15 protein-coding genes are annotated in these 13,127 nt (G+C 68.7%); 5 read left to right on the top strand and 10 right to left on the bottom strand.

Annotation, left to right across the window (positions count from 1 at the left end):
• The first annotated feature begins 146 nt into the window (after positions 1 to 146).
• The gene (locus tag ACIPRI_RS17215) at positions 147 to 587 is read left to right on the top strand and encodes a nuclear transport factor 2 family protein (RefSeq protein WP_446622685.1); all 441 of its coding nucleotides are present in this window, start codon (positions 147 to 149) and stop codon (positions 585 to 587) included.
• Positions 577 to 1,029 carry a MerR family transcriptional regulator gene (locus ACIPRI_RS17210; RefSeq protein ID WP_446622684.1) on the top strand — a complete coding sequence of 151 codons (453 nt, stop codon included), beginning with the start codon at positions 577 to 579 and terminating at the stop codon, positions 1,027 to 1,029. Before ACIPRI_RS17215 ends, ACIPRI_RS17210 begins: the two co-directional genes overlap by 11 nt.
• 4 nt (positions 1,030 to 1,033) lie before the next feature.
• Here ACIPRI_RS17210 and ACIPRI_RS17205 read toward each other — a convergent pair whose 3' ends face one another.
• Together ACIPRI_RS17205 and ACIPRI_RS17200 are read right to left on the bottom strand one after the other, a co-directional pair.
• The gene (locus ACIPRI_RS17205; RefSeq protein ID WP_446622683.1) at positions 1,034 to 1,402 is read right to left on the bottom strand and encodes a TfoX/Sxy family protein; all 369 of its coding nucleotides are present in this window, start codon (positions 1,400 to 1,402) and stop codon (positions 1,034 to 1,036) included.
• Between the two features lie 17 nt (positions 1,403 to 1,419).
• Positions 1,420 to 2,166: a siderophore-interacting protein gene (locus ACIPRI_RS17200; RefSeq protein WP_446622682.1), complete on the bottom strand. Its 747-nt coding sequence runs from the start codon at positions 2,164 to 2,166 to the stop codon at positions 1,420 to 1,422.
• Positions 2,167 to 2,203: 37 nt separating this feature from the next.
• On the opposite strand from ACIPRI_RS17200, the gene ACIPRI_RS17195 reads away from it, so the two are divergent.
• A complete protein-coding gene (locus ACIPRI_RS17195) occupies positions 2,204 to 2,677 on the top strand; it encodes a MarR family winged helix-turn-helix transcriptional regulator (protein WP_446622681.1) in 474 nt (157 codons plus the stop codon).
• Positions 2,678 to 2,713: 36 nt separating this feature from the next.
• Here ACIPRI_RS17195 and ACIPRI_RS17190 read toward each other — a convergent pair whose 3' ends face one another.
• The 8 genes from ACIPRI_RS17190 to ACIPRI_RS17155 all read right to left on the bottom strand — a co-directional run bounded on the left by ACIPRI_RS17190 (position 2,714) and on the right by ACIPRI_RS17155 (position 11,486).
• Entirely contained in the window at positions 2,714 to 3,529 is an 816-nt protein-coding gene (locus ACIPRI_RS17190) for an MHYT domain-containing protein (RefSeq protein WP_446622680.1), read from the bottom strand.
• 103 nt (positions 3,530 to 3,632) lie between these two features.
• Positions 3,633 to 4,736 carry a TAXI family TRAP transporter solute-binding subunit gene (locus ACIPRI_RS17185; RefSeq protein WP_446622679.1) on the bottom strand — a complete coding sequence of 368 codons (1,104 nt, stop codon included), beginning with the start codon at positions 4,734 to 4,736 and terminating at the stop codon, positions 3,633 to 3,635.
• 741 nt (positions 4,737 to 5,477) lie between these two features.
• Entirely contained in the window at positions 5,478 to 6,518 is a 1,041-nt protein-coding gene (locus ACIPRI_RS17180) for an MBL fold metallo-hydrolase (RefSeq protein ID WP_446622678.1), read from the bottom strand.
• 25 nt (positions 6,519 to 6,543) lie between these two features.
• On the bottom strand, positions 6,544 to 7,203 hold the full coding sequence (locus ACIPRI_RS17175; RefSeq protein WP_446622677.1) for a peroxiredoxin: 660 nt from the start codon (positions 7,201 to 7,203) through the stop codon (positions 6,544 to 6,546).
• A gap of 118 nt (positions 7,204 to 7,321) precedes the next feature.
• Positions 7,322 to 8,527, bottom strand: a complete 1,206-nt coding sequence (locus ACIPRI_RS17170) for a HupE/UreJ family protein (protein ID WP_446622676.1) — start codon at positions 8,525 to 8,527, stop codon at positions 7,322 to 7,324.
• Positions 8,496 to 9,710, bottom strand: a complete 1,215-nt coding sequence (locus tag ACIPRI_RS17165; RefSeq protein ID WP_446622675.1) for a tetratricopeptide repeat protein — start codon at positions 9,708 to 9,710, stop codon at positions 8,496 to 8,498. The genes ACIPRI_RS17170 and ACIPRI_RS17165 overlap by 32 nt, the downstream gene beginning before the upstream one ends.
• An 8-nt stretch (positions 9,711 to 9,718) precedes the next feature.
• Complete coding sequence (locus tag ACIPRI_RS17160) at positions 9,719 to 9,991, bottom strand: hypothetical protein (protein WP_446622674.1); 273 nt, start codon at positions 9,989 to 9,991, stop codon at positions 9,719 to 9,721.
• A gap of 10 nt (positions 9,992 to 10,001) precedes the next feature.
• Entirely contained in the window at positions 10,002 to 11,486 is a 1,485-nt protein-coding gene (locus tag ACIPRI_RS17155) for a DUF4331 domain-containing protein (RefSeq protein WP_446622673.1), read from the bottom strand.
• A gap of 264 nt (positions 11,487 to 11,750) precedes the next feature.
• Between ACIPRI_RS17155 and ACIPRI_RS17150 the strand changes: the two genes are divergently transcribed.
• Positions 11,751 to 12,329 carry an RNA polymerase sigma factor gene (locus tag ACIPRI_RS17150; protein WP_446622672.1) on the top strand — a complete coding sequence of 193 codons (579 nt, stop codon included), beginning with the start codon at positions 11,751 to 11,753 and terminating at the stop codon, positions 12,327 to 12,329.
• Between the two features lie 22 nt (positions 12,330 to 12,351).
• A complete protein-coding gene (locus ACIPRI_RS17145) occupies positions 12,352 to 13,107 on the top strand; it encodes an anti-sigma factor (RefSeq protein ID WP_446622671.1) in 756 nt (251 codons plus the stop codon).
• Positions 13,108 to 13,127: the final 20 nt, after the last annotated feature.

Here is a 13,127-nt window from a genome sequence, read left to right as displayed (position 1 = left end):
GCCACTTGTGACGAGCCTGCTCATCTTTTTACGCGCTGCGCGCACGCTTGTCGCGCTTGCCCGCTTGACCTAGAGTGGACTCGAGCATTTCCAATGACTTGGCCGGGTCGTCCGGCGCACCCACAAGCCAAGGAAAGTCGATCATCATGAGTTCCATCGCAACAAGCCGGCACAACAAATCGCTCATCGAGGGTGTCCACGCCGAACTGGCCAAGGGCAACGGCCAGCCTTTCGTCGACCTGCTTGCAGAGCACGCCACCTGGACCATCCAGGGCTGCACGGCCTGGTCGCGCCGCTACGTCGGCAAGGCGGCCATCCGCGACGAGCTGCTCACGCCGCTGTTCGCGCAGTTCGAGGGGCGCTACCGCAGCACCGCGCAGCACGTCATTGCAGAGGACGACCGGGTGGTCGTGCAATGCCAGGGCCAGGTGGCCACCCGCCGCGGCCAGCGCTACGACAACCAGTACTGCTACATCTACCGGCTCGAAGGCGGCCGCGTGGTCGAGCTCACCGAGTACCTGGACACGGCCCTCGTCGACGCGGTGCTGGCGCCGCCCGAGAAGAAGACATCGGCCGATGTCCTCTGACGGCGCTTCTCTTCGCATCGGTGAACTGGCCGCGCGCACCGGCCGGTCGGTGCACGCCATCCGCTGGTACGAAAGCCAGGGCCTGGTGCCGGGCGTGGCCCGAGACGCAGGCGGCCGGCGTGTCTACGATGAGCGGCATGTGGCTTGGCTCGACCTGATGGCCCGTCTGCGCGCCACCGGCATGCCGATCGCGGAAATGCGCGAATACACGGCGCTGGTGATGCAGGGCAGCCGCTCCCTGCGCCAGCGGCGCGAACTGCTCCAAGCGCATCGCCGGCGCGTGGAGGCGTCCATGGCGGAAATGAAGCGTTCGCTGGAACTGGTCGACGCGAAGATCGACTTCTACGACGCCTGGATGCACAGCGGGCAACGGCCGCCGCTGGTGGCGGTTGTCGACGCGGCGGCGAGCGCGCCGCGCAAGGCCCGGCGCGGGCTTGCCTAGTTGGCTAGCTGCGAGGCTTGGCGGCCTTGGGCTTGCGCTTCTTTGGCGTCGCCGCACCTTTGCGCAGCACCGCCTCCCTGGCCAGGCGCGCCCAGGCAGCGGCCTCGTCGCGGTCCTCGAAGACTTCGGCCGGCGCCTCGTAGTACGACGTGGCCATGGTCTTGCCCTGGCGGGTGTACTCGAAGGGCGGCAGCCGCTTGGCGTCGAACTGCGGGCGCGAGACGTCGTCGGTCTTCAGGTACAGGCGGTCGCCGCTCACCAGCGCGAACATGCGCTCCTCGTGGTAGATGCCGTAGCCGCCGAACATGCGCCGCACCGAGATGCGGCCGAAGCGCTCGAAGACCTCATGCAGTTCGTCGGAAAATTCGCTCATGACTCGTCGATCTCGCTTCAGCCTTCCAGGTTCTCGTGATGCGCGCTGGCGCCGCGCTTCCAGTAGGCGGCGGCGCGGATGGCGTGCCGGTCATGGCCCTTGTCCTCGACCAGGATGCGGCGCAGGGTCGCCATGGTAGCGGCCTCGCCGGCGCACCAGGCATAGCCTTCGCCAGCGGCCGGCAGCGCCAGGGCGCGCACCGCGTCGATCAAGGCGGCGTCGCTGTCCACCCATTGGATCTGGGCATTGGCCCGGGTAGCGAACTCGCGCCGGTCGGCCGGGGCCACCTGCAGCAGCACGATGGCGCGCGCACCTTCAGGCAGTTCTTCGAGCCGGCGCGAAACGGCGGGCAGGGCGGTGTCGTCGCCCACCAGCAGGTGCCAGTCGTAGTCCAGGGGAATGATGAAGGAGCCGCGCGGGCCGCCGATGGTGGCGCGTTGGCCGGGCTGGGCGGCCCCTGCCCATTGCGCGGCCGGGCCGTCGCCGTGCAACGCGAATTCGATGGTCAGCGCCTGCGCCGCGGCGTCGTATTTGCGCGGGGTGTAGTCGCGCATCACCGGGCCGGCCTCGTCGCCGCCATCGAGGAACAGCTTGATGTGGTCGTCGAAGGAGGCACTGACAAAGCCGTCCAGGGCATCGCCACCCAGCGTGATGCTTCGGTAGTTGGGGCTGGGCGATTCGACGCGCAGCACTTTCAGGTCGCGGCGCCGGGTTTCATGGCGCACACGCTGGACGCGTCGGGCACCGGAAGACTCTTCTGCCATTCGAGATGCTTTCGATTGGTTGATAATGTCCTCTATCATGCGCAAATCAATTGATATTGTCAACCATGGGGGCGGGCTGCCGGAAAGCGGCGTGCTCGAGCTGATCCATGCCGTCATGCACCGCTACCGCTCGCAGCAGTACCGCGCCTTGCGCGGCGGGCCGCACGGCGATGTCACGCACATGGACAGCAAGGTGCTGGCCTACTTCGGCCGCAACCCGGGCGCCACGCAAAGCGATCTGGCGCAGCACAGCGGGCGCGACAAGGCGCAATTGGCGCGCCTCATCAAGGGCCTGCGCGAGCGCGGGCTGCTGGCCGCCGAGGTGGACGAGGCAGACCGCCGCAACGTCCGCCTGTCATTGACGCCCGAGGGCAGCGCGATCCAGCGCAGCCTGCAGCGGCAGGCCCGGCGCTTGAGCGACCAGGCGGTGGCCGGCTTCAGCGAGCAGGAGCGTGCCCAGCTGGCCGCCTTGCTCGAGCGGGTGAATGACAACCTGCAGCGGGGTGATTGAGGGCGCGCCTCTTGATGCGGCGGCGCGGGCCCTGGTTCATGACGGCGGACGGTGGGGTGGGGCCGGCTGAACTGCTGTCGCCTGCGGCGCGGCGCTGCGCTCCCTGGCCTTGGCGTTGTCGAGCCAGTCATCGGTCTCGATCCTGCTGAAAATGAAGATCAGCGCCACGGACGCGGTGGAGAAAGCCGCCAGCCCGATGTTGCCGTCGCTCACCAGGAAGGAGGCCGCCGGCGCGGCGCTGGTACAGATCATGGTGGCCGCCGCCATGCCGGTGTAGTGCATGGCGCACACGGCCACTCCCATCACTGCGGCCGCGATGAACTGGTGCGCCAGCTCCGTGAGGTTGAAGGCCAGCCACAGCGCCGTCGCTGCCGCGCCGATGGCGATCGCGACGGAGGCGGCCACGATGACCAGGTCGAAATTCATGCTGGCACGCATGTTCATGGCGAACATGCCGATGTAGTGCATCACGCACACGCCGATGCCCGCCAGCAGGCTGCCGGCCAGCCAGCTGCCACGCGTGAAGCGCCTGCCACCGGCCAGGTACAGACCGCTGCCCGAGATGACGATCGCGGCGACCAGCGACAGGGCTGTCAGCGGCACGTCGTAGGCGATCGACACGGGCAGCCTGTAGGCCGCCATGCCGATGAAGTGCATGGACCAGATGCCGATGCCGCCCAGCGCCACCGCGCCACAGGCCAACATGGACAGATCGAGCGTACCGTCCTTGCGCACCATCTTTTGGGCGCACAGCAGGGCCAGCAGCGAGCCGAAGAAAGAGATCACATACGAAAGCGCGACGGTGCCGGCTTCGTAGTCCGGAGGCAGCAACTGGCCGACGATGGGATCCATGGCGTTCCTTCCGTTGGCCGATTGTTGCCGGCACCGCGGTCAGTGTGCACGCGCCAACGAAAGGGTTCGTTGCAAAATGTCTACGACGCGCCGGGTGCCATCTTCAGCGCTTGCAAAGGCCCAGCACCAGTTCCTGCTCGGTGCAGGCGCCCGTGCGCGGGGGCACGGCCTGATCGGCGACCGAGGCGCGCCTGGCGCCCTGGCCGGCAATGCAACTGCGCAGCCGCTTTTCCATCGGCGCGTAGTAGCGCCAGTCCCGGCCGAGCGGCGGCAGTTCCAGCTTCACCTGCTTCCACTTGGGATGACCGTTGGCCTGCAGCTTGTCGAAATTGACGCACAGCGACTCGGCGAAGCGATTCAGGCTGCTCACCGTCGACTGCAAGCCGTAGTCGTAGGTCACCAGGTAGGCCTTGACCGTGAGCGTGGGCACGTCGGCCGCGAGCCAGTTGGCATAGCTGCTGGCGCGGATGGCCGCCGGAAAGTAGGTCTTGCGCGCCCGCGCCGTCTCGAGAGCGCCTTCGTCGAGCTTGAGGATCTTGATGAACTTGCGGGCGTCCGCCTGCATGTCCGAAAACAGCTTGGCCGGCTGCCCGGCCACGATGATGGCGACGTCGATGGTCTTCTCGACCGTGAGCTGTGTCAGCGCTTCCTCGTTGCTGAGGTAGCGCGCATTCTCGGCCGGCATCGGCTCGCCGAACATGAGCTGGTAGAGCGTGCGCGAGGTGAGGGCGGTGCCGCTGCCGATGGGCCCGACGCCGATCTTCTTGTTCCTGATCTCGTGGATCGCGTTGAGCGGCGAATCCGCCCGGGCGACGAAATAGATCTCCTCGTCGTACAGCGGCATGATGAGTCGAAGCGGGCGGATGATCTTGCCGGCTTCGGCATTGCCGGCCTTTGCCTCGTCGAGGAAGGCCTGGAACACATCGGACTGCACCAGCGCGAGCTTGACGCCCGGCTCGAAGCGCATCCGCCGGATGTTCTCGGCCGAGCCCTTGGACTCCATCACCTCCAGGCCGATGCCGGCCGGCTCGGCCACCCACTTGGCCAGGTCGCGGCCGATCTGGATGTAGGTGCCGGCCTTGGAGGCCGTGACGATCTTGTATTGCTGCGTCGCGGGCGCGGCCGGTGCCTTGGGCGGTGCGGCGGCACAGGTGCAGACCAGCGTGAGCGTCGACACAAAGCCCGTCAGGATCGAGCGGATCGTCATGGTGGCTCCTTGGGATGGTTCTTCAGCGGTTGGGGCACAGCGCCATGGCGGCCAGGGCTTCGTGGCAGGCGTCGGGCGGCGCGGGTGTGTCGGCAGCTGCAGGCACCGACGCTGTCGCTGGCGCTGGCGCTGGCACTGGCTCAGGTAAAGGCGCATCTGCAGGTACAGGCGCGGGTACGGGTGCGGGTGCAGGTGCAGGAGCTGGAGCTGGAGCAGGAGCTGGAGCTGGAGCTGGAGCTGGAGCTGGAGCTGCCGCTGGAGCTGCCGCTGGTGCTGGTGCTGGTGCTGGTTCGCCCGTTGCCTGGGCGCGCACGGTCTCGCCCTGGCGTGCCCGGTAAAGGTCGTGCGCCAACACCAGAGCCACTCCCGCCAGCACCACTGCCGCGATGCCGGCGCCAATGCGGCGGCCGCGCGCGGCGATGCGGTCGGGGCCGCGCCCAGGCGGCGCGCCATCCCTGGCGCGAGCCGGCTGCACCAGGCGATCGCCCAGGGATGCCGGACGGCTCGCCACGGGGTCGAGTTCGGCGTCGAGCTGATCCTGGCCGCAGAAGCGGCAAAAGCGGTCCCCTCCCTGCAGCAACTGGCCGCAGCGCATGCACGGCATCTGGAACGCGGTGTCCGTGAAATCGGTCGGGTTCTCCATGTCTTGCAACGTGGATGCTGCGCCCGTCCCGGGGCGCGCCGCTCATTCTGGACCCGTTTGGGCACGCCTCCAATCGACGCGGGCCTCGCCGGCCGCGTTCAAGGCGCGCTGCCTGCCTTCAGCGGATACCCTGCCTCCCGCCACGCCTTCATGCCGCCGTCCAGTGCGACGGCATGTTGAAAGCCCATGTCGCGCAAGGTGGCAGTGGCCAGCGTGGAGATGTAGCCCAGCTCGCAACAGGCCAGGATGCGGCGGGTCGGGTCCGGCAGGTCCTGGTTGACGCGCAGTTCCAGCTGCCCGCGCGGCAGCAGAAGGGCGCCGGGCACATGGCCTTTTTCGTAGGCATCGCGCTCGCGCACGTCCAGCACGATGAGGTCGTCTTCGGCCGCCTCCACCCGCGCCTTGAGCTCGGCCAGCGACATGAAGGGCACGCTGGCCGAGGCCTGCGCCAGCAGCGCCGCCACTGTCTTGCCGCCGCTCATGTTGGTGCGCAACGCCTCGGTGATGTGGGTCGGCATCGTGAGGTTGAGCTGGCGCATCATTTCGACGAACTCGCCGCGCTCGCGCTTTTGCAGGCGCGGGTTGGTGGCCAGCTCGTCGCCGATGGTGGAATGGCTGCGGCCCTTGTAGTCGTGGGCCGGGTACACCTTGAGCGCGGGGTCCAGTTTCAGCAGCCGGTTGAACAGGCTGTCGAACAGCGCCTCCGGGTCGCCGCTGGGCAGGTCGGTGCGGCCGGTGCCGCCGATCAGCAGGGTGTCGCCGGTGAACACCCGGTCGTCCACCCGCAGGCACATCGAGTCGGCCGTGTGGCCCGGCGTGTGCAGCACCGACAGGCGCAGCTTGCCCAGCACCACCATTTCGCCGTCGGCCAGGCGCATGTCGACAAAGGGCGCCGGGCTTTGGCGATGCATGATGACCGGCACCTCGAGCCGGCGCGCCAGCTCCTTGGTCGCCGAGAAGTGATCGGCGTGCGTGTGGGTGTCGATCAGGTAGCGGATGCGAACGCCCTCGCGCGCCGCCAAGGCCAGGTAGTGGTCGATCTGGCTGAGTTCCGGATCGATCAGCGCGGCGGCGCAGGTGGCGCTGCAGCCCACCAGGTACGACTGGCAACCGCCGGTCGCAATCTGCTCGAAGATCATGACGCGTCCGGCGGCGTTGCTGCGATCAGCTGGGCTGCTTCACCACCCGCAGATAGGGCTTGGGCGACTTCCAGCCATCGGGGAAGAGCTTCTTCGCATCGTCGTCGCTGACCGAGCCGGCAATGATCACGTCTTCGCCCTTCTGCCAGTTCACCGGCGTCGCGACCTTGTGCTTGGCGGTGAGCTGCATCGAGTCGAGCACCCGCAGGATCTCGTCGAAGTTGCGGCCGGTGGTCATCGGGTAGGTCAGCATCAGCTTGATGCGCTTGTCCGGGCCGATGATGAACACCGAGCGCACCGTGGCATTGGTGGCGGCGGTGCGGCCTTCGGAGGTGCCCGGCTCGTCGGCCGGCAGCATGTTGTAGAGCTTGGCCACCTGCAGATCGGTGTCGCCGATCATCGGGTAGTTGGGCAGGTAGCCCTGCGTTTCCTCGATGTCCTTGGCCCAGCGGTCGTGCGCGTCGACCGGGTCGACGCTCAAGCCGATCAGCTTGCAGTTGCGCTTGGTGAATTCGGGCTCGATCTTCGCCATGTAGCCCAGCTCGGTGGTGCACACCGGCGTGAAATCCTTGGGGTGGGAAAACAAGATCGCCCAGCCGTCGCCGATCCAGTCGTGGAACTTGATCGGGCCCTGGGTGGTGTTGGCCGTGAAGTCCGGGGATAGGTCGTTGATGCGCAGTGACATGGTCGCTCCTGGGTTGGCGTCATATGCAAAGAACCTGCGGTTGTTGCCGTCGCGCGCGGCGCGTGCAGGACCAAATGGAAGTACACCACTTTCGCAAAGTCGACACAAGAAGCAGTGGCTACGCGAAGGGCAGGACCTTCAGGTCGAACACGCGTTCGACGAGCCACACCGACGCCAGCAGGGCCGCCGCGGCCGAGCCGCCACGCAGCAGCACAGGCGCGTACTGGCGCCAATTTCGCATGGCCAACAGCGCGCCCAGGGCCATGAAGACCACGGCGAGCTGCCCGGCTTCCACGCCCAGGTTGAACTGGAGCAGCGCAATGGCGAAATTGCGCGCCGGCAGCGCGAGCTCGGCGAGGGCGCCGGCAAAGCCAAAGCCGTGAATCAGGCCAAACAGGAAGGCGAAGAGTTGGCGCCGGCCGCGCAGCAAACCGGGGTAGAGGTTGTCGAGCGCGGCAAGCACGATGGTGGCCGCAATGGCCGGCTCGATGACGCGCGGCGACATGTTCACGAGATGCAGGCCCGCCAACGCCAGTGTCAGCGAATGCGCGATGGTGAACATGGTGACGATGCCCAGCATGGGCCACACGGCTTCGCGCCAGTCCGGCACGGGTTCCCAGCGGCCCCGGTCCTTGCGGCGCAGCACCGAGGGCAATAGCAGGCTGATGAGAAACAGGATGTGGTCGTAGCCGATCAGGATGTGATGCACGCCGTCGCGAAACAGGCTGCGCTGGGACGCCGGCGGCGCTGCGTCGGGCCAGCTCAGCGTGACCGGGCCGCCGGATGGATCCAGTGAACGGACCTGAAGAAGACCGTTTCTGTCGACGCGCAGCAGCCCGCGATGGGTCGGATCGACTTCGCGCAGCAAGCCATAGTCGATCTCGACGCCTTCAGCGAGCGCGCACTGCTGCGCCTCGAGCTGGAACACCAGATAGGCGCCGTCGACGCGATCGTCCACCGCAGGCGGGCTCGTCTGTGCCAAGGCGCAGCGCCCTTGCTGCAGGCGAAGGCGCGCCAGCGCATAGGCGCGGATGTCGTCCATCCGCTCGCGCACCTCGCCCCATGTCAGTTGGCGATCGCCGTTGCGATCGAGCTCGAGCACGGTGTCGAGGTCGCGCAGCGCGATGTCCCAGCGCAGCGCCAGCGCATCGCCTTTCACCTGCAGCAGAAGGTAGGCATCGCTGGCCTTGTGCGCGTGTGCCGTGCCCGGTCCGGCCGCTCCCGCGGCCAGCAGCCCACCCAGCACGCATGCACCGAGCCACTGCAGGAGCCGCGCACGCAGACCCGGCGCCTCAAAGAGAAGGAATGGCGTCGATCCGGGCATCGGAAAGACCTATCTTGAGTGCCAGCGCCCTGGCTTCGCGCAGGGCCTCGGCGTCGCGGGCGGCAAAGGCTGCCCGGGACAAGAGCAGCAGATCGAAGGGCTCGCGTTGCAACAGGACGTTGGTGCGCGCCAGCTCCACTGCGCGTCTGGCATCGCCCTGCACGTCGAGCGCGAACACGGCCGCCTCGCGCGCATGCAGCGCCGCCGTGCCGGGACGAAGCGCCGCGGCGTCCAGGCGCGAGTGCAGTTCGCGCGCCAGTGCCGAACCGACGGGCTCTGCGCCGGTGCGCCGTTCGGCGATGGCCAGGCGCAACAGGACGGCGTCGCTGCGCTGCGCCTTGTCGAGCAGTGGCGGGACCTCGGCCGGGCGTTCCTGCTGCAGCAGGAAATCGCCGTAGGCCAGCAGCAGGTAGCCTGACGACTCCGCCTGCGCCTGCGCCTGCGCCTGCGCCAGCGCCAGCGCTTGCCTGTAGGCGGCTTCGGCCGCGGCCGGGCGTCCGGCCAGTTCTTCGACTTCGGCGAGGCTGGTGAGGATCCATTGGCGCGGTGCCGCCTGTTGCGGGCCTTGCAGCGCCTGTTCGGCCAAGAGGCCGCGCAAGGCTTCGCGTGCCATGCCGTGCTCGCCGCGCAGCCCGGCGTTCTCTGCCTGGCACGCCACGCCGTAGGGCGCCGGGCCGTAGCGCCCCACGGCGCGGCAGGCGGCGTCCGATTCGGCATAGCGCCCGCGTACCCGCAAGATGGTGGCGAGGGTCAGCCAGGCCTGCGCGTTGCCGGGCTGGCGGGCCAGCGCCGCCTCCAGGTCGGCTTCGGCGCCGTCGAAGTCATGCAGGAACTGGGCAACCGTCGCGCGCATCAGCAGCACGGCAACCGGCGTCTCGGCGGCGGCACGCGCATTCCAGGCCTGCAAGGCGCCCATGGCATGGCCGGCAAAGCGCGCATCGCCTTGCTCGCGCGCGAGCGCCAGGTAGGCCTGCGCGGCGGCCGTGGCGCTGGCCTCGTCGCCCGGGCGCTGCGCCAGCTGGCGGCGCAGCCTGCGTTCCTCGCGCGGCCAGGCGGCGAGGACGGGCAGTGTCTCCACCACAGCGCTGTCGCCGGACGGCACGCGCGGCGCCGCGCCGGCTGGCGTTGAGCACGCCGGCGCAAGCAGCACGAGCGCCAGCCAGGACACGACGATGGCAGGCATGACGGCCGCTACTGCGTCGTCGTCGGCATGGATTCCGTCGCGTCCGATCTCGGCGGCGGATCGAAGGCCGACACATCGGCCGGCTCGGAGCCCGAATCCGGCGCGCCCTCGATCATGGCCTTCACGAACGCCATCATCTTGTCGAGTGGGTCGCCCTGGGCCGGCGGCTCGGTTGCCACCGGCATCGGGTCGCCGCCGCCGCCGCCTCCTCCTCCGCCGCAACCGGCAACCAGGACCGCCATCACCAGCGCAAGGCTGGCGCCAAGGATCTTTTGCTTCATGGCGCTCTCCTCATTGCGCGCCTGGCAGCGGCAGGTTCAGGTAGGGAAAGGCGTCCGGGAACTGCGCCGGGCTTTGCAAGGTGCCGTCGGTCAGCGCCGCCGCGCCCGCCGGCGCATCGGAGGGCTTGCAGCCCACTTGCAGCGCATCGGCGGCGCCGGTCGCCACGCACAGCGCGCCCATCGCGACGCGCAGTTCGGCGTCGACCACGTCGTCGCCGGGCCGGCGGCCATTCGGAAAGCCCGCGTTGTCGCCACCCAGCACGCCCAGATTGCTCTGCCCGGCCTTCGGCGTGGGCGCAATGCTGGTGTTCAGGCGAAGCATCTCCGACGGCTTCACGTTGGCCGGCTGGTTGACGCCGGCAACGCCGGTCAGGAAGGCCGCCACCAGGTCGGTTCGCGGAAAGTTCGTCGGCGCAACCGCGCTGGGGAACAGCGTCTGGATCAGCGCCGGCAGCGTGGGGTTGGTCACGTAGTCCGCAAACTGCCCGTCGTCCTTCGGCTTGGCGCTGTTGAACCGGTCCTTGTCCTTCAGGCCGATGACCACCTCGTTGACCAGCGGCATGCCCAGGCGTGAGACCTGCGCCCACGGGCCACCGTTGAGCGTCGCGGTGCCGTGCCCCCGCTTGGGCGGGCTGGCGATCAGGCGGGCCTGGCGCAGGCTGGCGCTGGTCCAGCCGCCGATGATGGGGCTGCCACCGGTCACGCAGGCGATCGGGACTTCCAGCGCGAGCGTGGTGACGTTGCGGCCGGCGAGCTCATCGGGGTTGGCGTCCAACGCGCCCAGCGGGTTGAGGTTGATCAGGTCGAACACCTTGCCCAGCGCGATGCTGAACGAGTCCTTGCGCTGGCCGACAAACACCCGCCCGGGCGTGCCGCAGCCTGGAATGTTCACCGCGTAGATGTGCTGGTTGGCGTAGGCCGCGTAACCGTTCGGGCCGAAGGTCTTGTTGCCGATGTAGTCGGTCGGTTTGTCGAACACGGTGCCGCCGCCCACCATCGAGACTGCATCGACCCGGCCGCGCCGCCGCTCGCCGCGCACCATGTCGATCGTGTAGGTCTCGCGCACATTGCTGGTCGCCTGATTCGGCGCCGAGATGCCGCCGGCCTGCACCAGCGGAATCGAGACCTGCTTGCCGGAGATCGGCAACTGGATGTCGCGCAGCTGGTTGTCGAAGCGAAAGCGGAAGCTGATGTTCTCGATCGCGTCGCCGTCGGTGTCGAGGTGAAACTCGTACAGCGCGTCCGGATCCAGGGTGTAGTAGTTCGGCCCGCCGTAGGGGCCCTGGTCGGGCTGGTAGTTGGCGATCAGCGTCAGGTAGTCCTGGCGGCCCGGCTCGTAGCTGCGGAACATGTAGAAGTCGGTGGCGTCCACTTTGGGCATCGCGGTGATGGAGGGCGCCTCGCGGTGGCTGGAGGCCAGCGCACCGGCGGCCGCGACCGCGCAGCTGGCAAGCACGCCGAGCTGCAGAACATGGGGCTTGGGACGGAGTTTCATCAGCATCACCTCAAGAGTTCGGTGGGAGGAGGAAGGCCCTGCGAGGCGAACGCCGATGCCCGCCTCTGCCAGCGAATACGCAGCCGTTCCGGCGTTGGATTCAAGAAATTGCCGCCCGGCTTGCGAGTCTTTGAATCCGCGCGGGCGCCGTGGCCGTATTGATTTGCAACAGTCGCGGCCCGCGACCCAGTCCGGCAAACCTGCGCGGCAGCCGGGCGCGCGGCTGGCCGTGACGCATGACCGACCTTGGACCACAATCCGCCCATGAGCGCATCCAGCCCCGACGCCGAGCTCATGGCCTTGCTCGATCGCGTGGGCCAGCGCGACGAGACGGCGCTGCGCCTGCTCTACGAGCGCACCGCGCCGCGGCTGCTGGGCCTGGCGATGCGCATCCTGCGCCAGCGCGAGTGGGCCGAAGACGCGCTGCAGGAGTCCTTTCTCACCATCTGGCGCCTGGCGGGCGACTACCGCGCGTCGCTCAGCCCGCCGCTTGCGTGGATGGGCCTGATCGTTCGCAGCCGCTCGCTCGACGCGCTGCGAAGGCAGTCGGCCGAGCGCACGCTGCGCGTGCAGTTGCCAAACGACGAATCGATGCTGGAGGCTTTGGCATCCGACGCGGCCGATCCGCTCGACGCCGCGGATGCCAGCGAACAGGCGCGCGCCCTGCAACACTGTTTGGGCGAGCTCGAAGGCCGGCAGCGCGAGGTGCTCAGCCTGGCCTATCTGCGCGATCTGAGCCATGGCGAACTGGCGCAGCAGCTCGCGCTGCCGCTGGGCACCGTGAAGACCTGGATCCGGCGCGCGCTGGAAAAGCTGCGCAACTGCATGAAGCAGTTCGCCTGAGGCGAGGCAGCAGGGGCGCCGCATGAACCTCGCCGACAACCCCCGACTGCTCGACCTGCTGGCCGCGAGCCACGCGCTCGGAACCTTGCGCGGTGGCGCGCGCCGGCGCTTCGAGTCGCTGGCGCGCGAGCAGCCATCGGTGCGCGCCGCGGCGCTGGTGTGGCAGGGGCGGCTTGCCGGCATGGCCGAACTGCAGCCGAGCCTGGAGCCCGATCCCGCCGTGTGGACGCGCATCCGCAATCTCGTCGAGGGCGAGCAGCAACGCTCGGCCATGGCGCGGCGGCGTGCGCTGACGCCTCCTGCCGAGGCGCCCCAAGGCGGCTGGCTGCGCAGCCTTGTGCTGTGGCGCAGCGCGGCGCTGGCGGGTGCGCTCGCCACCGTGTTGGCGGTGGTGGTCGGCGTTCAATTGGCGCAGCGCCTGGGCCAGGCGCCGGCGGTTCAGTACGTGGCGGTGCTGGCGGATGAGCAGTCCAGGCCCTCGATGCTGGTCACCTTCGACCCGAACAATCGGCAGCTGGTGCTGCAACGCGTGGGCGACTACCGGGAGGGCGAGGACAAGTCTCTGCAGCTGTGGGCGCTGCCTCCCGGCGGCGCCGCGCCGCGCTCGCTCGGCGTGATGGACAAGGCCCCGGCGCTCAAGCTCACGGCAGTGGAGGCGCAAGTACGCGATGTGCCGGCGTTGGCGATCAGCCTCGAACCCCGGGGCGGCGTGCCCAGCGAGGGCGGGCCGACGGGGCCGGTGCTGTTCAAGGGCGCGCTGGTCGAAAAGACGCTGTGAGTCGTACGCCCATTGGCCCA

It is taken from the genome of Variovorax sp. LARHSF232 (assembly GCF_052871435.1).
Note: the sequence above shows the minus strand (reverse complement) of the source record. Positions and strands in the feature narration are given on the sequence as shown.

Excerpts from the sequence above, each read along its gene's own strand:
- ACIPRI_RS17175 (WP_446622677.1), bottom strand. The coding sequence starts at position 7,203 with ATGTCACTGCGCATCAACGACCTATCCCCGGACTTCACGGCCAACACC.
- ACIPRI_RS17185 (WP_446622679.1), bottom strand. The coding sequence starts at position 4,736 with ATGACGATCCGCTCGATCCTGACGGGCTTTGTGTCGACGCTCACGCTG.
- ACIPRI_RS17215 (WP_446622685.1), top strand. The coding sequence starts at position 147 with ATGAGTTCCATCGCAACAAGCCGGCACAACAAATCGCTCATCGAGGGT.
- ACIPRI_RS17160 (WP_446622674.1), bottom strand. The coding sequence starts at position 9,991 with ATGAAGCAAAAGATCCTTGGCGCCAGCCTTGCGCTGGTGATGGCGGTC.
- ACIPRI_RS17205 (WP_446622683.1), bottom strand. The coding sequence starts at position 1,402 with ATGAGCGAATTTTCCGACGAACTGCATGAGGTCTTCGAGCGCTTCGGC.
- ACIPRI_RS17170 (WP_446622676.1), bottom strand. The coding sequence starts at position 8,527 with ATGCCCGGATCGACGCCATTCCTTCTCTTTGAGGCGCCGGGTCTGCGT.
- ACIPRI_RS17210 (WP_446622684.1), top strand. The coding sequence starts at position 577 with ATGTCCTCTGACGGCGCTTCTCTTCGCATCGGTGAACTGGCCGCGCGC.
- ACIPRI_RS17180 (WP_446622678.1), bottom strand. The coding sequence starts at position 6,518 with ATGATCTTCGAGCAGATTGCGACCGGCGGTTGCCAGTCGTACCTGGTG.
- ACIPRI_RS17145 (WP_446622671.1), top strand. The coding sequence starts at position 12,352 with ATGAACCTCGCCGACAACCCCCGACTGCTCGACCTGCTGGCCGCGAGC.
- ACIPRI_RS17200 (WP_446622682.1), bottom strand. The coding sequence starts at position 2,166 with ATGGCAGAAGAGTCTTCCGGTGCCCGACGCGTCCAGCGTGTGCGCCAT.
- ACIPRI_RS17190 (WP_446622680.1), bottom strand. The coding sequence starts at position 3,529 with ATGGATCCCATCGTCGGCCAGTTGCTGCCTCCGGACTACGAAGCCGGC.
- ACIPRI_RS17195 (WP_446622681.1), top strand. The coding sequence starts at position 2,204 with ATGCGCAAATCAATTGATATTGTCAACCATGGGGGCGGGCTGCCGGAA.
- ACIPRI_RS17150 (WP_446622672.1), top strand. The coding sequence starts at position 11,751 with ATGAGCGCATCCAGCCCCGACGCCGAGCTCATGGCCTTGCTCGATCGC.
- ACIPRI_RS17155 (WP_446622673.1), bottom strand. The coding sequence starts at position 11,486 with ATGAAACTCCGTCCCAAGCCCCATGTTCTGCAGCTCGGCGTGCTTGCC.
- ACIPRI_RS17165 (WP_446622675.1), bottom strand. The coding sequence starts at position 9,710 with ATGCCTGCCATCGTCGTGTCCTGGCTGGCGCTCGTGCTGCTTGCGCCG.